The following is a 24451-nucleotide window of genomic DNA, read 5'->3' as shown; positions in this document are numbered from 1 at the left end:
TCTCAGGACTCCTGTGCTTCGAAGGTCTGGTAGTCGTCGAGGAAGCGGCCGAGCAGGCCGGTGAGGGCCTGCCGGTCGTCGGGGCTCCACGCGGCCAGCACGGTGGCGATGACGTGCGCGCGACGGCGTCGCTCGGTCTCGATCACGCGGACGCCCTCGTCCGTCGCGGCGAGGAGGGAGGCGCGCCCGTCGCCGGGGTCGGCGCGCCGCTCGATGAGACCCGCCTTGACCAGGCCGGACACCTGACGGCTGATCGTGGAGGGGTCGGAGTGGAAGGTGGCGGCGACCTCGCCGGCCCGTTGCGGGCCGCCGAAGTGGAGATGGGCCAGCACGTGGTACGCGGCCATGTCGACGATCATCTCGGGGCGGTGCCGTTCACCGGACCGCTTCACCTGGCGGACCAGCAGGAACAGCTCCCGGACGATCGAGTCGGCCAGCTCCAGGTCGGCGTCGGCGGGCTCGGCGGTGGCAGCCTGAGCGGTGCTCATCGCGGACCCCCTCTCGGTAGTGCATGTATCACGCAACTAGTTGACTCGCGCAAGCATGCGCCGATGCGTTGCGCAATGCAAAGCGATTGGCCGTGAGCTGCGCCACCTGATTACGGTGCGGATCGTGAGCACTCCACAGCGGATCCGGCTGCGTCGCACGAAGGGGTGGCGCAAACCCGACGGCGCGGTGCTCGTCACCCGGCCCGGACCGTGGGGCAACCCCTTCGACGTGCGCGAGATGGGGCGGGCACCGGCCATCGCCGCGCACCGCCGCTGGCTGCTCGACGAGCGCCCCGACCTGGTCGAACGGGCCCGGACCGAGCTCGTGGGCAAAGACCTGTGCTGCTGGTGCGCCGAGGACCTGCCCTGCCACGCGGACACGCTGATCGAGGTGGCGAACCGGTGAGCCGCCCCGATGGGGTCGACCCGGTCGGGATCGACACCGATGTGTTCGACCCGCGCGTGTTCGCCCGCGGGGTGCCGCACGATGCGCTGCGGCTGCTGCGCGACGCGGCGCCCGTCTCCTGGCAGGACGAGCACGCCGTCGGCCCGTGGCCGGCCGGACCCGGGTTCTGGGCCGTCACCCGCTACGACGACGTCCGGCACGTCCTGCGCAGCCCGGCCGACTACTCGTCGTCGCTCGGGGCGACGCAGATCCGCGACCCCGACCCGGCCGACCTGCCGTTCCTGCGCCGGATGGTGCTCAACATGGACCCGCCGGAGCAGGTCCGGCTGCGGACGCTGGTCACCGGGGCGTTCACGCGTCGCCGGCTGGAGGGGTTCGCCGCCGCGGTGCAGCGCCGCGCCGACGCGCTCCTGGACGCCGTGCGCGACGACGGCGGCTGCGAGCTCGTCGGGCGGGTCACCGACGAGTTCCCGCTGCAGAACCTGTCCGACCTGCTCGGCGTGCCGGTCGAGGACCGCCCGATGCTGCTGCACTGGACGAACCGGGTGATCGGCTACCAGGACCCGGACCACGCGGCCGAGGGTCCACCGGTGAACCCGCGCTCCCCGGCCGCGCTGGCCGACATGTTCGGCTACGCCGACGCCCTCGCCGAGCGCAAGCGCGCCGAGCCCGGCGACGACGTCATGACCGCACTGGTGCACGCCGAGGTCGACGGTCGCGCACTCACCGGACCCGAGCTGCACATGTTCTTCTTCCTGCTGGTCATCGCGGGCAACGACACGGTGCGCAGCGCGCTGCCGGGCGGGGTGCTCGCGCTCGTCGGGCACCCCGACGCCTACGCCCGCCTGCGCGCGGAACCGGGGCTGCTGCCGTCGGCGATCGAGGAGATCCTGCGCTGGCACCCGCCGGTGCTGACGTTCCGCCGGACCGCCACCCGCGACCACGTCCTGAACGGGGCGGAGATCGCGGCGGGGGACAAGGTCGTCGTCTACCACTGCTCGGCGCACCGCGACGAGCGCCGCTTCGCCGACCCGGACACCTTCGACATCACCCGCTCCCCGAACGAGCACCTGGCGTTCGGGCAGGGGCCGCACCTGTGCCTGGGCGCGCACTTCGCCCGGATGCAGATGCGGGCCTTCCTCACCGCGTTCCTGCGCCTGCCGCCGGCCCGGCTCGACGGGGAGGTGCGCCGCCTGACCTCGAACTTCATCAACGGGACGACCCGGCTGCCGCTCGCGTGGTGATCGGCCACTAGCGTGCGGTGCGATCACGCATCGCGCCCGGAGGGACACCGCCCGTGCCGCTCGCCCGTCACCTTCTCGGACCGGCCCTGCTGGTCGCGACCGCCGCCCTGCTCGCGGGGTGTGCCCAACCGGGGCAGCTCGGCCACGAGTCCGACGCCGCACCCTCCGACGGGACGACCGTCGAGATCCTCCCGGCCGACCGGTCCGCGGCGCCGACCACATCCGCGGCCGCCCCCGGTGGCTCCGAGGTTCCCGGTGCGACCGCGGCCCAGGCGGGTTCCGACGCGGTGGGGCGCCTCGACCGCCCCGTCGACATCTCCACGCCCGGCCCCGCCGAGCTGCTCGTGCGCACCGAGGTGCTGCAGCCGGGCCAGGCGAGCGGCTGGGTCCGCCACCCCGGCACGGTGATCACCGTCGTGCGGTCCGGCACGGTGACGGTGCAGCGCGCCGACTCCTGCGAGCCGCGCCCGTTCGGCCCGGGGGAGGCGTTCTTCCTGGAGGACGGCAGGCCCAACGAGCTGCGCAACGACGGCCCGGACCCGGTCGTGCTGACCCGCTCGGAGCTGCTGGCCCCCGGCGCCCCGGAACGCGAGCCCGCCGAGCCCGCCTGCTGACCCACCACAGCGCCCTCCTCGGCCCGGCTCCCGTGTCCGTCCGAGCGGGCCGTTCGCACGAAAGGTTCGTACGGGCGGCCCGTTCGTGGGAGACGGGGGATCGCGACGCGGCGGCGGGCGCGTGAGGTCTCGGATCTGTCGGTGGCCTGTGGGAACATCGTGGGCGGTACCGGGGCAGGGGAGCGGACACCTTGACGACGAAGACGGTCATCGCGGCGGACTACCGTGAATGGCAGGTGAGCCGGCGGATCGAGTGGACCACGCCGGCGGTCGGTGACGAGTTCGAGCACGACGTCGACGCGGGTAACGGCGCGGTCGTGCTGATCCTCGGCACGCTGGTGTTCTTCTGGCTGGTCCTCGTCGTCTGGGTGCCCGGCGGGGTGGTCTTTCCCTGGTTCTACTGGCTCGTCGTCATCGTCGGACTGGGTTTCTTCCCGTTCCGCTGGCTGCTGCGCAGGCCGTTCACGATCACCGCGAAGACCCAGGGCGGCTACGACCTGCCCCCGGAGAAGTGGACGGGCATGGTGCGCGGGCTCGCCACCGCACGCGAGGAGACCAAGGTGGTCGTGCGCAGCCTCAAGAACCGCTCGACGCCCGGCCACGCGGACAGCCCGCTGCAGCCGATCAACTAGGAGTCGCGGTGCCCGAACTGCCCGAGGTGGAGGCCCTGGCCCACCACCTGCGTGAGCACGCCGTGTACCGCCCGGTGGCCCGGGTGGACCTGGCCTCGATGAGCGCACTGAAGACGTTCGACCCACCGGTGTCGGCGCTGGTGGGCCGGGTGGTGACCGGGGCGTCGCGGTTCGGGAAGTTCCTGTCGGTCGACTTCGACGACCGCCCCGACAGCGGCCCGCTGCACCTGGTCACGCACCTGTCCCGGGCCGGCTGGCTGCGCTGGCACACCACCGCGGGCGTCACCCCGCCCAAGCCGGGCCGCGGCCCGTTGCAGCTGCGGGTACACCTCGACCAGGTCGGCGGGCCGGGCTTCGACCTCACCGAGCAGGGCACCCAGAAGCGGCTCGCCGTGTACCTGGTGGACGACCCGGCGCAGGTCCCGGGCATCGCGAAGCTGGGTCCGGACGCGCTGGAGCTGGGCCGGGCCGGTCTCGACGAGCTGCTCGACGGCGACAACCGCAGACTCAAGACGCTGCTGGCCGACCAGTCCACGCTCGCCGGCATCGGCAACGCCTACTCCGACGAGATCCTGCACACCGCGCGCCTGTCGCCCTACGCCACGGCGTCCCGGCTCGACGCCGCCGCCCGGGACACCCTGTTCGAGTCGCTGCACGCCGTGCTGTCCGACGCGGTGGCCCGCTCGGTCGGCCAGGGCGCCGCGGAGCTCAAGGGGGAGAAGCGCTCCGGGCTGCGCGTGCACGCCCGCACCGGGCTGCCCTGCCCGGTCTGCGGCGACACCGTGCGCGAGGTGTCGTTCGCGGAGAGATCGTTCCAGTACTGTCCGACCTGCCAGACCGGGGGGAAACCGCTCGCCGACCGCCGCCTGTCCCGGTTGGTGCGCTAGTGGCGGGCGCGGGAACGGGGGTGCTCGCAGTCGTGGACGGATCCACCACGCTCACCCCGTCCATGGCGCTGCTGCTCGTGGTGGCGGTCGTCGTCGGCGTGGTCGCGGTGTTCTTCTTCCTGTGGCAGCGCAACCGGCGCAACACGATGGTCTCGCCGCTGGCCAAGGCCACGTTCTCCGCGCTGCACACGGTCGCGCTGGCCGCGCCGGTGCTGCGCGAGGGGCTGTCGTCGCGTTCGGCGTCGCAGGCGCTGCCGTACCTGCGCCAGCTGCTGGAGACCACGGCGATGGCGATGACCGACTCCCGCGGGACGGTCCTGGGCTGGGACGGCACCGCCGACCAGCACCAGCAGGACGTGCAGACGCTCGCCGACACGGTCGTCCGGACCGGCCGGATGGAGCTGATGAGCCACACCTCCATCAAGTGCAACCAGCCCGGCTGCGAGGTGCGGGGGATCGTCGTCGTCCCGCTGGAGAGCGACGGGAACATCATCGGCACGCTCGCCGCGCTGACCCCGTCGACGGCGGGCCCGCCGGTGCTGCGGGCCACCGGTGAGGTCGCGCGCTACGTCTCCAGCCAGCTGGAGCTCGCCGAGCTCGACGACTCCCGGGCCCGGCTCAACCGCGCCGAGGTCCGCGCCCTGCGTGCCCAGATCTCCCCGCACTTCGTCTACAACGCACTGACCACGATCGCCTCGTTCATCCGGACCGACCCGGCGCGGGCCCGCGAGCTGCTGATCGAGTTCGCCGACTTCACCCGCTACTCGTTCCGCTCGGCCGGCGAGTACACGACGCTGCTCGACGAGCTGAACAACATCGAGCGCTACGTCCGGCTGGAGAAGGCCCGCTTCGGGAACCGGCTCAACATCAAGCTCCAGATCGACCAGGAGGTGCAGAACGTCGTCCTGCCCTTCCTCGCGCTGCAGCCGCTCGTGGAGAACGCGGTCCGGCACGGGTTGTCCGGCAAGCCCAACGGCGGCACCGTCACCATCCGGGCGGAGAACGCCGGCTCGGAGTGCGTGATCGTCGTCGAGGACGACGGCGTCGGCATGGACCCGGCCCGGCTCAACGAGGACCTCGACGACGCCCACCTCTCCGGCGCGCACGTCGGCCTCGGCAACGTCGACGACCGCATGCGCTCGGCCTTCGGCGACAACTTCGGCCTCGTCGTCGACACCAACATCGGCGCCGGTATGAAGATCACGCTGCGGGTGCCGAAGTTCCGGGCGGGCATTCGGGCCTGACCGGCGGGCATCCGTGGGACCCTCCGGCGATCGGCTGGGCCGTACGGGTGAACCAGGTGGTCGCGAGCTGTGCCGATCCGGTCACACCACGTCACCCTGTGCTCGCGCGTACGGTGGGACGGCATGGACGTCCTGCGTATTCCCGCGGCGGTGACCTCCCGTCTGCCCGGAAGGCTGGGTGAGTCGGTCGGCCCTCCGGTGGTGTCGGTCGTGCGGATGCAGGGCGTCATCAGCGCCCAGGCCGCGCCGGTACCGCGGCAGGTGCTGAGCATCTCGTCGATGGAGAAGGTGCTGGAACGGGCGTTCGCGCCCGAGCGGCTCGCCGCCGTCGCGCTGGTGATCAACTCCCCGGGCGGCTCGCCGACCCAGTCCCAGCTGATCGGGGACCGTATCCGCTCGCTGGCGGCGGAGAAGGACGTGCCGGTGCTCGCGTTCTGCGAGGACGTCGCCGCGTCCGGTGGCTACTGGCTGGCCTGCGCCGCCGACGAGATCTACGCCTGCTCCACCTCGATCGTCGGCTCGATCGGCGTGATCAGCGCCGGGTTCGGGCTCGACGGCCTGATCGAGCGATGGGGTGTCTCCCGGCGGCTGCACACCGCGGGCGGGTCGAAGTCGCGGCTGGACCCGTTCCTGCCCGAGCGGTCCGAGGACGTCGCCTGGCTCACCGGCCTGCAGGAACAGCTGCACGACCGGTTCACCGGATGGGTGCGCGAGCGGCGTGGCGACCGGCTCGCGACCGACACCGAGCTGTTCGACGGCGAGGTGTGGCTGGGTGAGCGGGCCCGCGAGCTGGGCCTGGTGGACGGCATCGGCAGCGCCCACGACGTCCTGACCGAACGTTTCCCCGACGCCGAGCAGCGCCCGGTGGAGCAGCGCAGGCCGCTGCTCGCCCGCCTCGGCGCCGGCGGGTCCGCGGCCCAGGCCGGCCTCTCCGGCGGCATCGCCGGGGCCGGGCACGAGCTGCTCTCCGCCCTCGAGACGCGGGCGGCGTGGGCCCGTTACGGGCTGTGACACCGGTGACCGTGCGTACCACGGCCGAGCTGCACCCCGTGTCCGGACGGTCACCGATCCGGTTCGTGCCCTGGCATCACGCGCGTCGGCACGTCACCATGGTCGCGGCGCCGGGCGATCATCGAGCGGATGGGCTTCCCGGCGCAGGCCCGGAAGCAGGATGAGGAGATCGTGGACAGCAACGACACCACTCGCGGACTGGTCGTTCTCGCGGTGGACGACGAGCAGCCCGCGCTCGAGGAGATGGCCTACCTGCTCGACGAGGACCCGCGCGTCGCGACGGTCCTCAAGGCCGGCGAGTCCACCGAGGCCCTGCGCATCCTGAACGGCCGCCGGGCCGGGGCGGCCGCGGGAGCCGGCGCGGGGGGCGGCGCGGACGTCGCCGAGCAGACCGACATCGACGCCGTGTTCCTCGACATCCGCATGCCCGGTCTCGACGGCCTGGAGCTGGCCCGGGTGCTGCAGAACATGGCCGTGCAGCCGGCGATCGTCTTCGTCACCGCGCACGACGACCGCGCGGTCGACGCCTACGACGTCGGTGCCATCGACTACCTCCTCAAGCCGCTGCGCACCGAGCGCCTCTCCGCCGCGCTCGACCGGATCCTGTCGACCCGTCGCAGCGGACCGGTCGAGACCGTGCGCGAGGAGACCGGCGGCGACGACGAGGTCATCCCCGTCGAGCTGGCCGGCACCACCAAGCTGGTACCGCGGTCCGCCGTGCGCTACGTCGAGGCGCAGGGCGACTACGCCCGGCTGCACACCACCGAGGGCAGCCACCTCGTCCGGATCCCGCTGTCGGTGCTCGAGGACCGCTGGCGCGACGCCGGCTTCGTGCGTATCCACCGCTCGTACCTGGTGGCGCTGCCGCTGGTCACCGAGCTGCGGCTGGCCGGGTCCGGCTACGTCGTGCGCATCGGATCCGGCCCGGAGACCGCGGAGCTGCCGGTCAGTCGTCGGCACACCCGTGAACTGAAGGACCGCCTCGTCCGCGCGACCAAGCAGGCGTGGAGCCAGAGGTGAGCAGGTCCACCGGCGGCGTCTCGCCGTCGGTGCGTCCGCAGTCCGACCGGGCCGCGGACGATCTCGACGGGTCCGACCGGCCCGGCACCGAGCCCGACGCGACGGCCGCCGGGGCCCGGGCGGACCAGGGCCCCGCCGCGCCCGAGGAGCGTCCGGACCCCGCACGGTCGCGCCCGTACCCCGACGGCGCCGTCGCCGGTCTGGACGCCTGGAACCCGGCGCTCGAGCACCGCAACCGCCGCGTCGCCCTCGCGTCGGAGCCGTCCGGGAACGCCATCCCGGCGCAGCCGCGTGGCTCGTTCGCGTCCGGTCCGCACCCGCGGCCGGCCGGCGGCTACGGCGCGCCCGGGACCGGGGGAGCGCCCGCCGCCGCGTCGCCGCACGGTCCGGTGCCGGGGCCCGGTGCGCCCGACGACCGTGGGCGGCCCGCGCCGGGCGCCGGCCCCCGGCCGAGCCCCCGCCCGGAACCGAACCCCCGCCCGGGACCGACCGTCGGTACGGGACCGACCCCCGGTACGGGACCGACCGCCGGACCGGGACCCGAGGCGGCCGGTGCGCGCACCGGTGGTGTCGCTCCGGCCGCGCCTGCACCCGCGGTCGGCCCGACGTCCGGCGGCCCGACGCCCGACAGCGCCGCGCCCGGTGACATCGCCCCTGCCCCCGGCACCCGGGCGCCCGGCACCCACGGACCGGGCAGCCAGGGGCCGGGCAGCCAGGGGCCGGGCAGCCAGGGACCCGGCGCCCAGGGGCCGGGCGACCCGGGCTCCGGCGACCGGGACGCGACCGCGGTGACCGGGGACCGCGCGGCCCGCCGGGCCCGCCGCGCGGTCGAGGAACCCGCCGACGACAGCGGCGCCGGCTGGCTCCAGGCCGAGATCGCCCGTCGCGTCGCGGACCGGGCCGGGGGGACCGGCCGGCACGCCCGGGTCGACCCGGCCGGGCCGCGGCCGCAGGACGGCGGGCAGCCCGACCACCACGACGCTCCCGCCCCCGATCCCGACCAGGCCGACCCGCCCCGCGGTGCGGCCGCCCGTGGCGTCGCGAACCCGGCCGGGACTACTGCGGCCGCCGCGCCGTCGCCCACCGCCCCCACGCCGGCCGCCCCCCGCCCGCAGGACGACCCCCGCCCGCAGGACGACACCCGGCGCGACGGCGTCCCGCGCGACGGCGTCCGCACCCCCGACGTCCGCGACCCGGATGCCCGCGACTCCGACGACCCCGACGCGCGTGAGAGCTACGCCCGGCCGGTCCACCCCACCCGCTCCCGGCCGGCCCGGACCCGCGCGAACCTCGTGCCGGACCCTTACGCCCCGGAGGGTGTGCGCCCCGGCGACGGCTGGCCGTCCGCCCCGGGCGTGACCCCGGCACCGGACGTCGCCGACAGCGGGAAGCAGTGGCCCCCCTCGAGCGGCGGCTCCGGCCTGCCCCAGCGCGTCCCGGGCGCGACCTCGTGGTCGAACACCTGGTCCCCCGACCGCAGCGCGCTCCTGGCGGGCACCACCGACACGACCGGCGCCCCCGGGACCGCGGGCGCGACCGGCACGGCAGGCGCCGCGGACAGCGCGGCCGGCACCGACACGGCCCGCCGCCCGGACACGGCCGACACCCACGGCACGGACGGCGCCGGGATCCGGCCCCGGACCGGGACCGCGGACACGACCGTCGTCGCACCGGCCGACCGGCCGCGTCCCGAGGAGTCCCCCGAGACCCGTCCGGTCCCCACCCGCTGGTCCGCGGCGGGACGACGCGGCCCCGTCGCACCGGCGCCGTACCGCCCCGCGGACCCCGACGACCGCCTCGGCGTCGAGGCCGCCGACCGTGCCGACGACGAGCTGGACGACGACCTCCCCGACGAGGACGAGCTCGACGAGGAGCTCGACGAGCTGCGCGGCGGCCCCCTCGAACGCACCGAGGTCATCTGGCGCGCCCCCGAGGTCGACGTCGTCGCCCCGGCTCCCGAACCCTCGGTCGAGCCCGCGCCGGAGCCGTTCGCCCCGGCCGCCGCGGCGCCCTACACCGGGGCCCGCCCGCGCCCGTTCTCCGCGGAGCCGACCGATCCGCCCGCGGCCGTCGAGGAGCTCGACGACGCCGACGGCGCGGGGCCCGGCGCCGGGCGCGTCCGCGTCGTGCTCTCCGAACGCCGCTCGACCGCGCAGTCCTCGCGCGGGCTGTCCGACGTGCAGGACCCCGGCGCCGTCGGCACCCTGCTGCGCAACTCACTGGTCCGCACCCAGCTGCTGCTCGCGCTCCGGGTCAGCGTCGTCGCGCTGATCGGGCTGGGCGTGCTGCCCGCGCTGTTCATCGCGGTCCCGGTGATCGGTCAGGTCGAGGTGCTCGGCATCCGGTTGCCCTGGCTGCTGCTCGGCGTGCTCGTCTACCCGTTCCTGCTCGGCCTGGGCTGGTGGTACGTGAGCTCCGCGGAGGCGGCGGAACAGGACTTCGCCGACGACGTGGCCGATCGATGAGCCTGACCGCGATCCTGTCGCTGGTCGCGATCGTCCTGGTGGCGGTCGCGTCCGCCGTGATCGGCTCCGTCGCCCACCGGACCCGGCTGACCTCGGACTTCCTCGTCGCGTCCCGGTCGGTGCCGTCACGGCTCAACGCCGGCGCGATCTCCGGCGAGTACCTGTCCGCGGCGTCGTTCCTCGGCATCGCGGGGCTGATCCTCGTCCAGGGCGTCGACGCGCTCTGGTACGCCGTCGGCTACACCGCCGGCTACCTGTTCCTGCTGCTGTTCGTCGCCGCGCCGCTGCGCCGGTCGGGCGCCTACACCGTCCCCGACTTCGCCGACGCCCGGCTCGCCTCGCCGATGCTGCGCAAGGTGTGCGCGGCCGTCGTCATCGTCATCTGCTGGCTCTACCTGCTGCCGCAGCTGCAGGGCGCCGGGCTGACCGTCGGCATCGTCACCGGTCTGCCCGACTGGATCGGCTCCGGAGCGGCCGGGGTGATCGTGGTCGCCACCGTCGCGCTCGGCGGGATGCGGTCGGTGACGTTCGTGCAGGCGTTCCAGTACTGGTTCAAGCTGACCGCGCTCGCCGTGCCCGCCGTGATCGGCCTGGCCGTGTGGCTCGGCGACGGCCACACCTTCGCCCGCGACGAGCCGCCGGAGTTCCGCGAGCCCACGACCGTCTCGGTCGCCACGCCGGTGACGCTGGAGGCGCGGCTGGCCGTCGACGTCGTCGCCCGCGGCACCGTCGACGGGCAGGCCGTCGACGGCCCGCTGCGCTGGGTCGCCGGGTCCACCCACGAGGTCACCGCCGGGACCGAGCTGCGCTTCGCGGCGGGCGACCCGGTACCGGTCACCCGCGGCGCCCCCACCGACGACGAGAGCTGGCTGCGCCCGTTCACCGGCTCCGAGCAGCACCAGCTGCTCGCGACCTACTCGCTGATCCTCGCCACGTTCCTCGGGACCATGGGCCTGCCGCACGTGCTCGGCCGCTTCTACACCAACTCCGACGGCCGGGCGGCCCGGCGCAGCGCCGTACTCGTCCTGGCGATGCTGGGCGGCTTCTACGTGCTGGTGACCCTGCTCGGCGTGCTGTCGCGGGTCTACACCCCGCAGCTGCTGGTCACCGGCCGCACCGACGCCGCGGTGCTGCTGCTCCCGACCGCGATCCTGGGCAGCGGGCTGCTCGGTGCGCTGGTGGGCGGCCTCGTCGCGGCGGGGGCGTGGGCCGCGTTCCTGTCGACGGCGTCGGGCCTGCTGGTCAGCCTGGCCAGCGTCGTGTCCACCGACGTGCTGCCCCGCCACGGCCGGATGACCCGGCGCTTCCCGCTGGCGACGGTGCTCGCCGGGGTGCCGCCGACCGTCGTCGCGCTCGTGCCGACCGGCCTGAACTTCGCCGAGGCCGTCGCGCTCGTTTTCGCCGTCGCCGCGTCCGCGTTCTGCCCGCTGCTGGTGCTGGGCATCTGGTGGCGCGGGCTGACCGACGTCGGCGCGATCGCCGGGGTCGTCGTCGGCGGGGTGGTGTCGGCCGGGGCGGTCGTCGCCGCGCTGGCCGGCGCCGACGTCTCCGGGCTCGGCCCGTCGGCCGGTTGGATCGGGGTCCTGCTGTACCGGCCGGCGATCGTCAGCGTGCCGCTGGCGTTCGCGACGATGGCGCTGGTCTCCAGGTTCACCCGCGCGCGCCGCCCCGCCGACGCCGGCCAGGTGCTGCTGCGCCTGCACGCACCCGAACGACTGGGTCTCATGCGGGACCGATTGGACGACAGAGCCTGACGGGTCTCCCCGAACGGATCTACACAGCGTCACCGTTCGGACGGGTCGGTTCGTCCGGACCGGGGTTCTTCGTCGGTAACGGCACGCAACGACGTTCCCCGATGCGATACCCGGTCGTTGTTCCGGGTGAAGTGTGTCCCCCGGGGGCGCGCCGCGGTCCCCCGGCCACGACGCGGCCCGGCTCCCCGCAGCACGACCCGAAAGGAACCGGCGCCATGAGCAGCCCCGCAGAGCGCTCGGCCGGCACGATCTACCAGCAGGTCCAGGCGAGTCCCGAGTTCCGGGCGTACCGCAGCCGTCTCCGGCGCTACGTGTTCCCGATGACCGCGATCTTCCTCGCCTGGTACCTCGCGTACGTCGGTCTCGCCAGCTACGCCCCCGAGTTCATGTCCATCCGGGTCGTCGGGACGATCACGGTCGGGCTGCTCGTCGGCCTCGGCCAGTTCGTCTCCACCTTCCTGATCACGACCCTGTACGTCCGGTTCGCCGAGCGTGAGATCGACGGCCCGACCGCCGAGCTGCGCGCCCGGGTCGAGCAGGCGGAGGTGCGCGCATGACCACGTCGGTGCTGGCCCAGGCCGAGTCGGTCGGCTCGGTCACCGCGAACCTCGGGTTCTTCCTGCTGTTCGTGATCGTGACCCTGATGATCGTGCTGCGGGTCAGCCGCACGAACGCCACGCGCGCCGACTACTACACCGGCGGCCACGCGTTCACCGGCCCGCAGAACGGCACCGCGATCGCCGGTGACTTCCTGTCCGCGGCCTCGTTCCTCGGCATCGCCGGAGCCATCGCGCTCTACGGCTACGACGGCTTCCTCTACTCCATCGGCTTCCTGGTCGGCTGGCTGATGGCGCTCCTGCTCGTCGCGGAGCTGCTGCGCAACACCGGCCGCTTCACGATGGGCGACGTCCTGGCGTTCCGGATGCGCCAGCGCCCGGTCCGCGCGGCCGCAGCGACCTCGACGCTGGTCGTCTCGCTCTTCTACCTGATCGCGCAGATGGCCGGGGCCGGCGGGCTGATCTCGCTGCTGCTGCAGATCCCGAAGACCGACACGCTGTCGCAGGCGCTGGTGATCGTCGTCGTCGGCGGCCTGATGGTCGTCTACGTGCTGTTCGGCGGCATGAAGGGCACCACCTGGGTGCAGATCATCAAGGCCGGTCTGCTGCTCACCGGTGCCGCCGTGCTCACCACCTGGGTGCTCGGCCGCTACGGGTTCAACCTGTCCGCGGTGCTGGAGCAGGCCACCGAGAACTCCGAGCGCGGCGAGGCCATCCTCAACCCGGGCCTGCAGTACACGAACAAGATCGACTTCATCTCGCTGGGGCTCGCGCTGGTGCTCGGCACGGCGGGTCTGCCGCACATCCTGATGCGCTTCTACACCGTGCCCTCGGCCAAGGAGGCCCGGCGATCGGTGGTCTGGGCGATCTGGCTGATCGGCATCTTCTACCTGTTCACGCTGGTGCTCGGCTACGGCGCGACGGCGCTGCTGCCGCCGGGGACGATCACTCGCGCCAACCAGAACGACGCCGCGCCGCTGCTGGCCTACGCCCTCGGCGGCGAGATCATGCTCGGCCTCATCTCGGCGGTGGCGTTCGCGACGATCCTCGCGGTCGTCGCCGGTCTGACGATCACCGCGTCGGCCTCGTTCGCCCACGACGTCTACGCCAACGTGCTCCGCCGCGGCAACGCGACGCCGGAGGCCGAGGTGAAGGTCGCCCGGACGACCGCGCTGGTCATCGGCCTGGTCGCGATCGGCGGCGGGATCGTCGCCAACGGCCAGAACGTCGCCTTCCTGGTGGCGCTGGCGTTCGCCGTCGCCGCGTCGGCGAACCTGCCGACCATCCTGTTCTCGCTGTTCTGGAAGCGGTTCAACACGGCCGGTGCGCTGTGCAGCATCTACGGCGGCGTGATCGTCTGCGTGGGCCTCATCGTGATCTCCCCGGCCGTGTCCGGGTCCCCGACCTCGATGGTGCCGAACGCGGACTTCGCGTTCTTCCCGCTGTCCAACCCCGGTCTGGTGTCGATCCCGGTGTCCTTCGCCCTCGGGATCATCGGCACCTTCCTCGGCGGCCGCGAACGGTTCAACGCCGCCCGCTACGCCGAGATGGAGGTCCGCTCGCTCACCGGTGCCGGTGCGGTGCGCGCGACCACCGCGCCGAAGGAGGCGCCGAAGTCGACCGCCGTGCCCGCCGAGGACCTCATCGGGATCCCCCGGCGCGAGGCCGAGGGATCCGGCCGGCACCGCTCGCAGCCGCGTCCGCAGCCCCGGCCGAACCCGGGGCAGCAGCGGCCGCAGACCAGCCGCCAGGCCGGCGAGCTGTTCGGCAACACCGGGCTGACCGGCACCCAGCCCGCGGTCGGGGCCGACGGGCGTCCGGACCGGTTCGGGACCGGGCGCAGGCCCGGGCCGCAGGGCACCGGCGGGTACCGCCCCGCGCAGGCCACCGGCGGCTACCGGGCCGTCCAGCCGCCGCTGGACCCGAACGAGGTGACGATCCCGCACGGGTCGCTCTACCGCGACGACGGCCGCTGACCCGCGCCGCTCACGGCGGGTTGACGGGGCGGCGTGGCAGGATGGCGCCATGTCCGACCCGGTTCCCGCCGTGAGCGTGTCCGATCTCCCCGCCGACGCCCCGATGCTGGACGTCCGCGAGCTCGACGAGTGGACCGCAGGGCACGCCCCGCACGCCCGTCACCTGCCGATGTCCGAGCTGGCCGGCCGGATGGGCGAGGTCCCCACCGACGACCCGCTCTACGTCGTCTGCCGCTCCGGTGGCCGGTCGGCCCGGGTCGTCGCCTACCTGGCCCACCAGGGCTTCCCGGCGGTGAACGTCGAGGGCGGCATGCAGGACTGGGCCGCCCAGGGCCGCACGGTCGTGACCGACGACGGCAGCGCCCCCCGGATCGCCTGACCCGTGTCCGCGCCGGCGTCCCGACGGCCGGGCCCGCCGTGCCCGCGCTGCGGCCGGACGGCGCCCCCGGAGGGGGTGCGTTCTGCCCGTGGTGCGGCCGGTACCTGGCCGCCCTGGACTGGGTGGCGACGACGCCCGGTGGGCCGGCCGCCGAGCCCACGGCCGCCCGGCGGGACCGCTACGCCGGCCCGCCCCGCTACCGCGCCGTCCCGCGCTGGGGTCTCCCGGTGGGGCCCTGGCGGATCGCGCCGGTCCCCGGTGAGGGCCCGCTCCGACCGGTCGACCGGGCCCGCGCGCTGGCCGCGCAGCTCGTGCCCGTGCTGTGGGTAGTCGTCGTCGTGTCGGGGGTCGCCGCCGTCGCCGAGGTGTGGCGGTACGTGCTCCTGCTGTTCAGCCGGTCCGACGCGTTGTCCCCGGAGGCTGTCGGGGTCTCCGACGCGCTGGTGTGGTTCGGCGGCTGGTCCTCGGTGGTGGCGACGATCGCCGCCGGGGTGTTGATGATCTCGTGGAGCCTGTGGACCTACCGGGCCGCCGCGGACCGCGCGGGCACGCGCGCCTGGCGAAGCCGCCGATGGGTCGTCGCGGGCTGGGTGGTGCCCGGCTGGAACCTGGTCGCGCCCGGTTCGCTGCTGGCCGAGACCGAGCACACCGCGCTGGACCTGCCGCCGGAACGGCGGCCGTCGCCGTCGCGGGAGCTGCTGGTCTGGTGGGCGCTGTGGGCGGCGTGCGTGGTCCTCGGCGCGGTCGTCCTGGTCTGGCGGTTCCGCACCGGCACCCAGGCGCTGGCCGACGGGGTCGTCCTGCACGCCTGGGCCGACGTGCTCGCCGCGGTCACGGCGTGGCGCACGATCCGGGTCGTCCGCCTGCTCACCGCTCTGCTGGCGACGCGGCCGCAGGGTCCCCGGCAGCTGCTGGTGTCGGCGACGGCGGGTACGGCCGGCGCGGAGCCGGCGGTCCCGGTGGGAGCGGCGGCCCCGCAGGCAGCGCCGACGGCGGCACGGGTCCCGACCACGGCGGCGGACCCGGCGGGCTGAACCCGGGCGGAGCCGGCACCCGGGGGGCGTCCGGCCGCACCACCGGTGCCGGTGCCGGTGCGGGTGTCGGGGGAGCCGGCGGCGGCGCGGGAGCGACGGGCGTGGCCGCCCAGCCCGCCGAGCCGGGGCGGACCGCCGTCGACGGGCCCGCGGTCAGCGCGGCGTCGGAGACCTCCTCCAGCAGCTTGCGGACCCGCCGCACGGCCCGGTCGGGGCCGCGCACGACCACCGACAGGGCCAGCCGCCCGCCGTGCGGGTCGGCGACGGTGCGCAGCACGTGCCGGTCCGGTCCCGCCTCCAGGACGAGCCCGAGCCGCCCGCCCGCGTTCGGGGCGAGGGCCAGCGCGATCCGGACGAGCTCGGCGTGCGCCGCGCCGCGGACCTCGTCGCGGTGGTCGTGGGCCGCGGGGACGCCCCGGCCCGTCCGTCCGACGGCGGTGTCGGGCCCGCAGACGTCGAGGACCATCCCGCTGTCCACGTCGAGCAGGGCCGCCGAGCGGATCCGCGGGTCGAAGAACAGCGGCCCCAGTACGGCGGCCAGCCCGTCGGTGCGTACGGCGACGGCGTGCCGGTGACGTCCCATCGGTCGTGTGGGTCGCGGGGGCCTCAGCGCTGCTGGGCGGGGAAGAACGCCTGGCCCTGCTGCTGCGGTGCACCGGCCTGCGGCGAGGTCATGGCGAACTGCTGCTCGATGACGCGCAGGTCGCGGCGGGCCATCGCCAGGTTGGCCTGGGCGCGGTTGAGCACGAGGTAGAAGAACAGCTGCTCGTCGGTGCCGCGGATGATCCGGATCAGGTGGTACTGGCTGTCGAGGGTGATCAGGATGTCCTCGATGTTCTCGCGCAGCCCGAGCTTCTGCATGACCTCGAGCTTGGTCCGGACGACCTCGGAGTTCCCGGGCGCGGCGACGTCGAGGTCGAACTCGGGGCTGCCCCCGCGCGACCCCAGGGTCATGCCGCTGTCGAAGTCGACGATCGCGACCGCGAACGCGCCCTTGATGTTGGCGGCCATGTCCAGGGAACGATCGATGTTGTTCATCTCAAGAGCCTTCCGCGCGGCAGTCGCCGCGACGATCTCGGGGAGCCCGCGCCGCGATCCCGTTCCGCATTCCGCGGAAATTGATCTCAGTACTTTACGGCGCCGGGACGGACAACAATAACGCGCAATTCCGGAGCGTCAACACCCCGTCGTCACCCTGTGGTCGACGACGGGTCCAGACGGCGCAGCGCGGCGAGGATCCGAGCCATGGTGCCCAGGTCGTCGGCCCACCGGCCGCCCTCGGGGACGGCTCCGGCGTGCGCGTCGTCACCCTCGGCCGCGGCAGGGGGCTCGGACGGCTCGGCGGGGCCGGGCGCGCGTCGGGGGAGCGGGACGGCCGGTCCCGGGGTGCGCTCGGCGTCCGGTACCGGCGACGGCCTCGGTACCGCGATCGTCGCCGGTGCGGTGTCCGCGGGCCCGGGCGGCGACACCACGGGCGCGGCCGGCCGGGCCCGCATCATCGGACGTGCCGGGGCTGCGGCCGGGTCGACAGCAGGCGTCGCGAACTGCGGATCCGTCCGTGCCGGGGCTGTCGCGGGTGGGCGCAGTGCCCGCCGGAGGAGCGCGACCGGGCTGCCGGACCGGTCGAGGTGGGCGTAGGCGAGCAGCGGGGCCGCGCCGTCGCGGGGCAGCGCCCGCAGGAGATGGTGGTCGCCCTCCCGGGTGGTGATCACCGCGTCCTCGAACACCGGTCCGTCGGCGACGACCTGCGCGGCGCCCCAGCCGAGCACCTCGGCGAGGCCGGGTACGGCACGCCCGCCGGCGTCCGCGACGAGCTCGCCCGTGGTGGGGTCGGCGACGCAGGTGTACCCCGTCCCCGGCACGGCGAGAACGGTCCGCAGCAGTTCCGACCACGATTCCATCGTCGTCGATTCCACCACGTCGCCCGAGGGTCGTCGACGTCGGTTCCGGTCGTTCTTGACGCCCCTTTTCCGTCGCTGATTGCGCGGCGCCGTCGACAATTCGCCGACGGCTCCCAGGAATGGACCGTTCGGCTCTCAGATCATTGCGGCATTCGGTTCATCGGACGGTGTGGGCGGTCAGCCGCAGCTCCGCCCAGCCGCGCATGACGAACCGTGGCCGCCGGGCCGGCGCGCCGTCGACGACGGCGTCGGGCAGGCGTTCCAGCAGTGCGCGCAGCACCTCGGCGATCTCCAGCCGGGCCAGCGGGGCGCCCAGGCAGTAGTGCACCCCGGCCCCGAAGCCCAGGTGGGGGTTGGGGGAGCGGCCGACGTCGAGGCGGTCGGCGTCGTCGCCGAAGACGGACGGGTCGCGCCCCGCCGCGCCGAGCAGCGTCGCGATCCGGGTGCCCGCCGGGACCGGGTGGCCGGCCACCGTGGTGTCGACGACGGCGGTCCGCTCGAACAGCTGCAGCGGTGCGTCGAAGCGGATCAGCTCCTCGACGGCCGTTCCGACCAGTCCGGGGTCGTCGAGCAGCCGCTGCCACTGGTCTGGGTGCCGTAGCAGGGCGTGCACGCCGTTTCCGACGACGTTGACCGTCGCCTCGTGCCCGGCCATCAGGAGCAGCACCGCGGTGCCGACGAGCTCGTCCTCGTCGAGCCGGACGGACGGCGACCCGGCGTCCCGGACGGCGAGCAGGTCGGTGATCAGGTCCGGTCCCGTGCCGGTGTCCCCGGCGGGGGCGGCGCGGCCGGACCGGCGCTCGTCGACCAGTTCCCGCAGCAGCGCCGTGAAGTCGGCCGACGCCCGCTCGGCCGCGCGACGGCCGTCGTCGCCGGGGTCGGGCTCGTACATCCGCACGATCGCGTCGGACCAGTCCCGCAGCGGCGCCCGGCGGTCCTCCGGCACGCCGAGCAGGTCGGCGATCACGGCGACCGGCAGCGGTGCGGCGACGAGCTCCACCAGGTCGGCGGGGACGCCGTCGCGGATGCGGGCCACCAGGTCGTCCACCAGGGCCCCGGCCCGCGCCCGCACCAGCGGGGCCAGCCGCTCGGTGTGGCCACGGGCGAACGCCGAGGCCACCAGGCGTCGCAGCCGGGTGTGCGGCTCGCCCTCACGCTCCAGCAGCGAGTTGCGGTGCAGCAGGTTGAACGCGGCCAGCTCGGCCGCGGGCACGGCGTCGGACCAGATGCGGCCAAGGCCGCGGTCGCGCAGCACGGCGGAGCAGGCCGCGTGCGTCACCGCGACCGGGACGCCCAGACCGGGGTGGTCGTGGACCGGCCCGGCGGCGCGCAGGGCGGCGTAGGCGGGGTAGGGGTCGGCGAGGAAACCGGGGTCGGCCGGATCGAAGACATGCACGACCCGCTACCTTGCCCGGCGATGGGTAAGAAGACGCGCAACCGTGCCAGCACCGCCGACGCGGGGGACAACCCGCGCCGGCCGTGCCCCTGCGGCTCCGGCAAGCGGTACAAGGCCTGCCACGGCGCCGGTGACGACGTGATCGTCATCCGGCCGTTCGAGGGTCTCGCGGCGGAGCCCGACCTCGTCGCCATGCGGGAGTTCCTCCCGTCGGCGACGGCGGCCCTTCCGGTCCGCTCCGGCGGTCCGGTCACGCTGGCCTCGGTGCTGCCGGGCGCGTCCGCCGCGATCGTGCGCGACAACGGCGAGGTCCTGCTCGGCATGCAGGTCCAGACCCGCTCCGGGGACCTCTCGGCCGACCTGGCCGGGGCGCTCGCCTGGGCGCGCTCGGCCGAGCCGGGATCGTCGCTGCCGGTCGTCGGCGCCGGGCGGCACACCGGCGAGCGGCTGCAGGACGTGCTGGAGCCCGGCACACCGCTGGAGCCGACGGTGCACGCCGACTTCGCGTGGTGGCTGCCGTCGGAGAGCCCGGACCCCGAGGCCCAGGCGATGCTGGAGCGTGCCAACTCGGTGATCATGCCGACCGAGGCGGTCACCGCCGACGGCGTGCGTGGCGCGTACTGGGTCGACACCGGGTCCAAGGCGCACGTGCGCTGGGTACGGACCGAGGACGAGACGACGCTGATGGCGGCGCTGGCGCGGCTGTCCGGCCAGGGCGGCCTGGAGCTGGGCGAGGGTTCCCGCTACGCCGGGTCGTTCCGGGCGCACGGGCTGCTCGTGCCGGTCTGGGACGTCGACCGGGAGATGCACTCCTCGGAGTGGGCGGGTCCCGCCGCGGAGTTCGCGAAGCGGCTCGACGAGGCGGTGGCCGGGCTGGACGCCACACCGCTGACCGAGTCCGAGCACCGGGCGCGCGACGTGCTCGCGGGCAAGCAGATCACCCTGCGCTAGACGGCCGCGGGCCCCGGCGCTCCCGCGAGGAGCGCCGGGCCCCGGGTCGGACCGACGAGGGGTTCCTACAGGGCGCCGCCCGCGGCGGCCGGGGCGGTCGCGTCGGCGGCGTCGCCGCGCGCGAGCTCGCGGGCCACGAAGTCCTCGACGTGGAACAGGTCGTCGCCGGCGCGGCGGACGATGGTGAGCAGCGTCGTCATCGAGGCGACCTCCTCCACCTGCTCCTTCAGGAACCACTGCAGGAACTGCTCGCCGAGGTAGTCGTCCTCGTCGCGGGCGGTGCGGGCCAGCGTGGTGATCTGCTCGGTGACCTGCTTCTCCTGGGTCAGCGCGAGCTGCACCAGCTCCTCGACCGAGGCGAAGTCGTTCTGCACCTCGCCGACCGAGGGGATGGTTGCCGTGAGGTCGTTGTCCAGCTGGTACCGGACCATCATCATCGCGTGGTTGCGCTCCTCGACGGCCTGCGCGTAGAAGTGCGCGGCCAGCTGCGGGAGGTCGGCGTCGTCGAGCCAGACGGCGATCGCGAGGTACTGCTGGGCGGCGGTGAACTCGCTCCGGACCTGGTCGCGGAGCAGGGCGTGGAACTTCGACTCGTCGGTCATGTCATCCAGGTTAGCGACTGGCGGCCTTTCCTGGAACGGCTCCAGAAAGGGTGTCCGTCTCAGTTGGACAGGGTCACCTTTCCGCTGGTGAGGGCCGCTTTCCCGGGTCAGAACGGGAGCACGCCACCGAGCAGTGCGTACCCCACGAACGCCACGACGTCGATCAGCAGGTGGGCGCCGACGAGCGGCCACAGCCGGTTCGTCCGCTGCCAGTAGCGGGCGAACACCAGGCCCATGACGAGGTTGCCGACGAACGCGCCGATCCCCTGGTAGAGGTGGTAGCACCCGCGCAGGACCGCGGCCGCGAACGCCGACCGGTTCTCCGACCAGCCGAGCCGCCGCAGCCGGGTGAGCAGATAGCCGATCATGACGACCTCCTCCGCCCAGGAGTTCGCCGCCGCGGACAGCACCAGCACCGGGATCCGCCACCACTGGTCGGTCAGCGTGCTGGGCGCGACGTCCGGGGTGATCCCGGCGAGCCGTCCGACCAGGTAGAGCCCCAGCCCGGGGAGGCCGATCAGCGCGGCCAGGCCCGCGGAGTGCGCCGCGTCGCGCCACGGCCGCCGCCCGTCGAGCCCGACCCGGCGCAGCGCGATGCCCGCCCGCAGCAGCAGGAAGGCGGCCAGCGCGCCCCATCCGGCCAGCTGCAGCGCGCGGACCAGCTGGAACGCGAGGTCGATCCAGGCGTCGGTGGACGCGGGCGCGTTGAGGGTGACCTGCTGGTCGGCCAGCGGGGCGGGGTTCAGCAGGGCCTCGAGCAGCGACAGCGCGCTGCGCACCGCGGACAGGCCCAGCGTCACGGTCAGGACGACGGCGATCTCCAGGCCGATCAGCCGTCGCTCGCGGGGGTCGGTGGCGACGCCCGGGAACGACGGGGGCGCCGGGCTCAGCCAGTCCCGCAGGGCCCCACGCGGTCGTGCCGGGACCGGTCCGCTCGTCATGGGCCGATCATCGCACCGGGTGCCGGAGGGCTCCGCGGGCCGAGTCGCGGGGTTGCCGGTGGGGCCTGGGCAGCCGATCCGCACCGCGCTGATCCGCATCGCGCGCGCTGATCCGCGGCTCGCGCGCGTCCGGACACGCGCGGTCCGAGGATCACCGCGCGGACCGAGGATCACCGCGCGGAGCCGACCGGACGGGCGAGTGACCGAGCGCTCGTCGGGGCCCGGCCGTCGCCACGCCGGGGTGCGTACCCTGGTCGGCGTGATGCGGCTGCTGCTGTCCCCGAGGTGGATGGTCTGGCACGTCCTCACACTCGGCGCGATGGTCGCCTGCACCTGGCTGGCCGTCTGGCAGTGGGGACGGGCGGGATCGGCGATGGGCTCGGCCCTCAACGTGGGCTACGGCCTGCAGTGGCCCCTGTTCGCCGTCTTCTTCGGCGTCATGTGGTGGCGCTTCCTGAGCATGGAGATCGCCGACCTGAAGGCGGCCGGCGCGGCCGGACCCGGCGGGACCGCGGGGACGCCGGACAGGGCGCCGTCGGCTGCGGAGGCACCCGTCGCCGGGTCGGGGACGGCGGTCGCGGGGACCGTGCCGTCTGCGGCGCCGGCCACTGCGCCGGCCTCGGAGCCGGCCGCTGCGTCGGCCTCGACGTCGACCCCCGAGCCTGCCGTCCCGGCGCCGCCGGCCGGGCCGTCGCCGTTCACGTCCCGCCCGGCGAACGCCGCCCCGCCCCGCAGCACCGACCCGCAGCTGCGGGCCTACAACGAGGAGCTGGCCCGCCTGGCGGCCCGGCACCGGGAGGAGTCCACCCCGTGACCGTCGCGACCGCTCTGAAGGCCTACCGGATCTCCGCCTGGGTCACCGGCGTCGGCCTGCTGCTGCTGACCTTCTACGCGATGCCGGCGAAGTACCTGTTCGGCGACCCGCGGCCGGTCGCGCTGATCGGGATGGTGCACGGCTTCCTGTACATGATCTACATCGTGTGCACGCTGATCCTGGCCGAGCGCTGCCGGTGGAAGCCGGTGTTCGCCGTGGTCATCCTGGCCGCGGGAACCATCCCGGTCGCGTCGTTCGTCGCCGAGCGGAAGGTGACCCGGAAGGTGCAGGCCGAGCACCTGGCACCCGCCGGTCCCTGACCCGGCTCAGCGGCCCCCCGCCGCCGGGCAGCCCACCAGCTCGGCGAACCGGCGCTGCAGCTCCTCGGGCGTGTCCGCGGGCGCGGAGAACGCCAGCCGCACGTCCTGGGTGCCGGTCGCGGTGGGCACCCGCACGCGGAGCCCGAAGCGGTCCACGCCGACCGGGCGGACCCGGCCGCCGGTGAACCCCAGCCCGTCGGGCAGATGGCGGCGCAGCGCGCACAGCATCTCCGGGTGCGCCCGGTCCAGATGCTCCAGCCACACCTGCTCGACCCGGCAGAACGGGTCGGGCTCGGCGGCCGCGAGCTCGGTCGGCGAGACCGGCGCGCAGCCCTCGGCGTCGGAGTAGACCGCCGACGACGGGTGCAGCCGCAGCAGGGTGGCGCCGCGCCCGGCGTCGAGGAGGTTGGGGTGCGGGGCCTTCTCGGCGAGCCGCAGCGCCCGCTCCCGGCCGGTGGCCGGGTCGGGCTCCTCCAGCGTCCCGACCAGCCACAGCAGCTCCCGGACCGGCTCGTCGAGCGGCACCGGTGTGCTGCCGGTCAGCTCGAGCATCACCGGGAGCCCGCCGAGGGTGAGCCGGGCCCGCTCGCGGAGCACGTGGTCGTCGGGCAGCAGCAGGTCGGTCGTGCCGTCCGGCCAGGTGTGGTGCATCAGCGGCGCACACGGTTCCGGCTCGCCGGTGCCGACGAGTGCCGCGCGGCCACCACGGGTGACGAGGCTGCGGGCTCGCTCGGCGACGGCGGGCGTCGGGGGGCGGCGCACTCGGGTCGTTCCCACTCTCACCTCCGATTAGGTAACCCTTACCTAAGCAGTCGGAAGTATCGCCTGTCCAGTGGCTGCGCACACAGGGGGGCAACCCCCGTTGATGGGTCGCCGTGACCCGACCGTTAGCGTCTGTCGACGTGATGACCGTGCCCTCGGGTTCCTCAGCCGACCCGTGGCCGATCCGTCCGCTGCTCGCCGCGCTGGTCGACGACACCAGCCTGCTGCAGCCGAGGACCGTCGCACCGGGCGTCGACGCCGTCGTGTCGCGCTATCTCGCCGCCCGCGACGGCCACTACGGAGGCCTCGTCGGACGGCTGGTCTGCCCCGCGTCGCAGCTGCCCGCCGTCGTCACCGAGCTCGCCCGTTCCGCGCCGAGCCGGCCGGCGGAGCTGGCCCTCGTCGTCGACACCGGGCTGGGTGCGGTGCCGAAGGCGCTGTCGACCGTGTTCTCCCGCTCCAGCCTGCTCACCCCGAGCACCGTCGAGTGCGCCGCACCGCCGGACGTCGACGGCATCTGGCTCGAGCGCGTCTCGGAGTTCGTGCCGGACGAGGTGACCCCGGTCGTGGAGCCGCGCCGCCCCGTCGAGGGGGACGCCGACGGCACGCTCGCCTGGCTCGCCGCCGTCCGCAAGGTCGCCGAGCACGGCTGCACCCCGAAGATCCGCCTCGGCGGGCCGCGCGCCTCCGACGTGCCGGAGATCGTGGACGTGCACAAGTTCCTGCTGGCCGGCCTGGAGAGCGGCACCGGCGGGATCTCGGCCCAGGGCATCGACCGGATCGTCCGCGAGGACCCGTCCGCGTCGACGCCCCGCGGCCGCCACGGCCTGCTGAACCTGATCGCCGCCGTCGCGCGGATGACCGGGGTCAGCGCCTCGCCCGACCCGGCCGAGGATGCCCTGGCCTGCACCGACGGCGAGAAGCTGGCCCGGGAGCTCGACGAGCTGCCCGAGGCCGCCGTCGAGCAGGTCCGCACCGTCCTGCCGCGCTGCGGCGTCGACCCGGAGCCGGTCCCGATCGCCGACCTCGTCGCCCTCGGGCTGCTGGACTGAT

At 74.5% G+C, this 24451-nt stretch carries 24 protein-coding genes and 1 pseudogene; 18 read left to right on the top strand and 7 right to left on the bottom strand.

Annotation, left to right across the window (positions count from 1 at the left end):
* Positions 1-2: 2 nt before the first annotated feature.
* On the bottom strand, positions 3-488 hold the full coding sequence (locus AC0GKK_RS15270) for a MarR family winged helix-turn-helix transcriptional regulator (protein ID WP_178376572.1): 486 nt from the start codon (positions 486-488) through the stop codon (positions 3-5).
* Between the two features lie 124 nt (positions 489-612).
* Here AC0GKK_RS15270 and AC0GKK_RS15265 point away from each other — a divergent pair, with 124 nt between their 5' ends.
* The 14 genes and pseudogenes from AC0GKK_RS15265 to AC0GKK_RS15200 all read left to right on the top strand — a co-directional run bounded on the left by AC0GKK_RS15265 (position 613) and on the right by AC0GKK_RS15200 (position 15711).
* Positions 613-894 (top strand): DUF4326 domain-containing protein, encoded by a 282-nt coding sequence (locus AC0GKK_RS15265; protein ID WP_489881923.1) that lies wholly within the window; start codon positions 613-615, stop codon positions 892-894.
* Positions 891-2138 carry a cytochrome P450 gene (locus AC0GKK_RS15260; protein WP_405420583.1) on the top strand — a complete coding sequence of 416 codons (1248 nt, stop codon included), beginning with the start codon at positions 891-893 and terminating at the stop codon, positions 2136-2138. The genes AC0GKK_RS15265 and AC0GKK_RS15260 overlap by 4 nt, the downstream gene beginning before the upstream one ends.
* A gap of 53 nt (positions 2139-2191) precedes the next feature.
* Positions 2192-2752: a cupin domain-containing protein gene (locus tag AC0GKK_RS15255; protein WP_226368087.1), complete on the top strand. Its 561-nt coding sequence runs from the start codon at positions 2192-2194 to the stop codon at positions 2750-2752.
* A 191-nt stretch (positions 2753-2943) separates the two neighbouring features.
* Positions 2944-3384: a hypothetical protein gene (locus AC0GKK_RS15250; RefSeq protein WP_073573757.1), complete on the top strand. Its 441-nt coding sequence runs from the start codon at positions 2944-2946 to the stop codon at positions 3382-3384.
* An 8-nt stretch (positions 3385-3392) separates the two neighbouring features.
* Positions 3393-4271: a DNA-formamidopyrimidine glycosylase family protein gene (locus tag AC0GKK_RS15245; RefSeq protein WP_224401014.1), complete on the top strand. Its 879-nt coding sequence runs from the start codon at positions 3393-3395 to the stop codon at positions 4269-4271.
* Between the two features lie 32 nt (positions 4272-4303).
* Positions 4304-5515: a sensor histidine kinase gene (locus AC0GKK_RS15240; RefSeq protein ID WP_224401013.1), complete on the top strand. Its 1212-nt coding sequence runs from the start codon at positions 4304-4306 to the stop codon at positions 5513-5515.
* A gap of 123 nt (positions 5516-5638) precedes the next feature.
* Positions 5639-6526, top strand: coding sequence for a S49 family peptidase (locus tag AC0GKK_RS15235; protein WP_346107817.1), 888 nt, complete (start codon positions 5639-5641; stop codon positions 6524-6526).
* A gap of 171 nt (positions 6527-6697) precedes the next feature.
* Entirely contained in the window at positions 6698-7546 is an 849-nt protein-coding gene (locus AC0GKK_RS15230; RefSeq protein ID WP_476654977.1) for a LytR/AlgR family response regulator transcription factor, read from the top strand.
* Positions 7543-10011 carry a hypothetical protein gene (locus AC0GKK_RS15225; protein WP_489881922.1) on the top strand — a complete coding sequence of 823 codons (2469 nt, stop codon included), beginning with the start codon at positions 7543-7545 and terminating at the stop codon, positions 10009-10011. The genes AC0GKK_RS15230 and AC0GKK_RS15225 overlap by 4 nt, the downstream gene beginning before the upstream one ends.
* A complete protein-coding gene (locus AC0GKK_RS15220) occupies positions 10008-11765 on the top strand; it encodes a sodium/solute symporter (protein WP_405420566.1) in 1758 nt (585 codons plus the stop codon). Before AC0GKK_RS15225 ends, AC0GKK_RS15220 begins: the two co-directional genes overlap by 4 nt.
* Before the next feature lie 215 nt (positions 11766-11980).
* Positions 11981-12322, top strand: coding sequence for a DUF485 domain-containing protein (locus tag AC0GKK_RS15215; protein WP_062399142.1), 342 nt, complete (start codon positions 11981-11983; stop codon positions 12320-12322).
* A pseudogene (locus AC0GKK_RS15210) lies at positions 12319-13911 on the top strand (solute symporter family protein); the annotation flags it as partial. The gene AC0GKK_RS15215 and the pseudogene AC0GKK_RS15210, both read left to right, overlap by 4 nt.
* Positions 13912-14347: 436 nt before the next feature.
* Positions 14348-14677, top strand: coding sequence for a rhodanese-like domain-containing protein (locus AC0GKK_RS15205; RefSeq protein ID WP_489881921.1), 330 nt, complete (start codon positions 14348-14350; stop codon positions 14675-14677).
* Positions 14678-14715: 38 nt separating this feature from the next.
* Entirely contained in the window at positions 14716-15711 is a 996-nt protein-coding gene (locus tag AC0GKK_RS15200; RefSeq protein ID WP_489881920.1) for a DUF4328 domain-containing protein, read from the top strand.
* 606 nt (positions 15712-16317) lie between these two features.
* On the opposite strand, the gene AC0GKK_RS15195 is transcribed toward AC0GKK_RS15200, so the two are convergent.
* From AC0GKK_RS15195 to AC0GKK_RS15185, 3 genes are all read right to left on the bottom strand, one after another.
* Positions 16318-16749, bottom strand: coding sequence for a hypothetical protein (locus tag AC0GKK_RS15195; protein WP_251783266.1), 432 nt, complete (start codon positions 16747-16749; stop codon positions 16318-16320).
* 152 nt (positions 16750-16901) lie between these two features.
* Positions 16902-17612, bottom strand: coding sequence for a hypothetical protein (locus AC0GKK_RS15190; RefSeq protein WP_489881919.1), 711 nt, complete (start codon positions 17610-17612; stop codon positions 16902-16904).
* Positions 17613-17769: 157 nt separating this feature from the next.
* On the bottom strand, positions 17770-19008 hold the full coding sequence (locus tag AC0GKK_RS15185; RefSeq protein ID WP_073573763.1) for a cytochrome P450: 1239 nt from the start codon (positions 19006-19008) through the stop codon (positions 17770-17772).
* A gap of 21 nt (positions 19009-19029) precedes the next feature.
* On the opposite strand from AC0GKK_RS15185, the gene AC0GKK_RS15180 reads away from it, so the two are divergent.
* A complete protein-coding gene (locus AC0GKK_RS15180) occupies positions 19030-19959 on the top strand; it encodes a DUF5926 family protein (protein WP_100879147.1) in 930 nt (309 codons plus the stop codon).
* A gap of 65 nt (positions 19960-20024) precedes the next feature.
* On the opposite strand, the gene AC0GKK_RS15175 is transcribed toward AC0GKK_RS15180, so the two are convergent.
* Both AC0GKK_RS15175 and AC0GKK_RS15170 read right to left on the bottom strand, forming a co-directional pair.
* Positions 20025-20561, bottom strand: coding sequence for a ferritin (locus tag AC0GKK_RS15175; RefSeq protein ID WP_062399158.1), 537 nt, complete (start codon positions 20559-20561; stop codon positions 20025-20027).
* 107 nt (positions 20562-20668) lie between these two features.
* On the bottom strand, positions 20669-21502 hold the full coding sequence (locus tag AC0GKK_RS15170; protein WP_346102291.1) for a CPBP family intramembrane glutamic endopeptidase: 834 nt from the start codon (positions 21500-21502) through the stop codon (positions 20669-20671).
* A gap of 262 nt (positions 21503-21764) precedes the next feature.
* On the opposite strand from AC0GKK_RS15170, the gene AC0GKK_RS15165 reads away from it, so the two are divergent.
* Both AC0GKK_RS15165 and AC0GKK_RS15160 read left to right on the top strand, forming a co-directional pair.
* On the top strand, positions 21765-22316 hold the full coding sequence (locus AC0GKK_RS15165; RefSeq protein WP_346102617.1) for a hypothetical protein: 552 nt from the start codon (positions 21765-21767) through the stop codon (positions 22314-22316).
* On the top strand, positions 22313-22636 hold the full coding sequence (locus tag AC0GKK_RS15160) for a DUF3817 domain-containing protein (RefSeq protein ID WP_020625020.1): 324 nt from the start codon (positions 22313-22315) through the stop codon (positions 22634-22636). The genes AC0GKK_RS15165 and AC0GKK_RS15160 overlap by 4 nt, the downstream gene beginning before the upstream one ends.
* Positions 22637-22642: 6 nt before the next feature.
* On the opposite strand, the gene AC0GKK_RS15155 is transcribed toward AC0GKK_RS15160, so the two are convergent.
* A complete protein-coding gene (locus tag AC0GKK_RS15155; RefSeq protein ID WP_346864571.1) occupies positions 22643-23413 on the bottom strand; it encodes a DUF2470 domain-containing protein in 771 nt (256 codons plus the stop codon).
* Between the two features lie 128 nt (positions 23414-23541).
* Here AC0GKK_RS15155 and AC0GKK_RS15150 point away from each other — a divergent pair, with 128 nt between their 5' ends.
* The gene (locus AC0GKK_RS15150; protein ID WP_208818742.1) at positions 23542-24450 is read left to right on the top strand and encodes a hypothetical protein; all 909 of its coding nucleotides are present in this window, start codon (positions 23542-23544) and stop codon (positions 24448-24450) included.
* The last annotated feature ends 1 nt before the right edge of the window (position 24451 follow it).

The sequence above is a fragment of the Pseudonocardia sp. P-1 genome (genome assembly GCF_058111925.1).
This window is presented reverse-complemented; position numbering and strand designations above follow the sequence as displayed.

Excerpts from the sequence above, each read along its gene's own strand:
- AC0GKK_RS15270 (WP_178376572.1), bottom strand. The coding sequence starts at position 488 with ATGAGCACCGCTCAGGCTGCCACCGCCGAGCCCGCCGACGCCGACCTG.
- AC0GKK_RS15235 (WP_346107817.1), top strand. The coding sequence starts at position 5,639 with ATGGACGTCCTGCGTATTCCCGCGGCGGTGACCTCCCGTCTGCCCGGA.
- AC0GKK_RS15220 (WP_405420566.1), top strand. The coding sequence starts at position 10,008 with ATGAGCCTGACCGCGATCCTGTCGCTGGTCGCGATCGTCCTGGTGGCG.
- AC0GKK_RS15215 (WP_062399142.1), top strand. The coding sequence starts at position 11,981 with ATGAGCAGCCCCGCAGAGCGCTCGGCCGGCACGATCTACCAGCAGGTC.
- AC0GKK_RS15205 (WP_489881921.1), top strand. The coding sequence starts at position 14,348 with ATGTCCGACCCGGTTCCCGCCGTGAGCGTGTCCGATCTCCCCGCCGAC.
- AC0GKK_RS15195 (WP_251783266.1), bottom strand. The coding sequence starts at position 16,749 with ATGAACAACATCGATCGTTCCCTGGACATGGCCGCCAACATCAAGGGC.
- AC0GKK_RS15190 (WP_489881919.1), bottom strand. The coding sequence starts at position 17,612 with ATGGAATCGTGGTCGGAACTGCTGCGGACCGTTCTCGCCGTGCCGGGG.
- AC0GKK_RS15180 (WP_100879147.1), top strand. The coding sequence starts at position 19,030 with ATGGGTAAGAAGACGCGCAACCGTGCCAGCACCGCCGACGCGGGGGAC.
- AC0GKK_RS15175 (WP_062399158.1), bottom strand. The coding sequence starts at position 20,561 with ATGACCGACGAGTCGAAGTTCCACGCCCTGCTCCGCGACCAGGTCCGG.
- AC0GKK_RS15170 (WP_346102291.1), bottom strand. The coding sequence starts at position 21,502 with ATGACGAGCGGACCGGTCCCGGCACGACCGCGTGGGGCCCTGCGGGAC.
- AC0GKK_RS15165 (WP_346102617.1), top strand. The coding sequence starts at position 21,765 with ATGCGGCTGCTGCTGTCCCCGAGGTGGATGGTCTGGCACGTCCTCACA.
- AC0GKK_RS15150 (WP_208818742.1), top strand. The coding sequence starts at position 23,542 with ATGACCGTGCCCTCGGGTTCCTCAGCCGACCCGTGGCCGATCCGTCCG.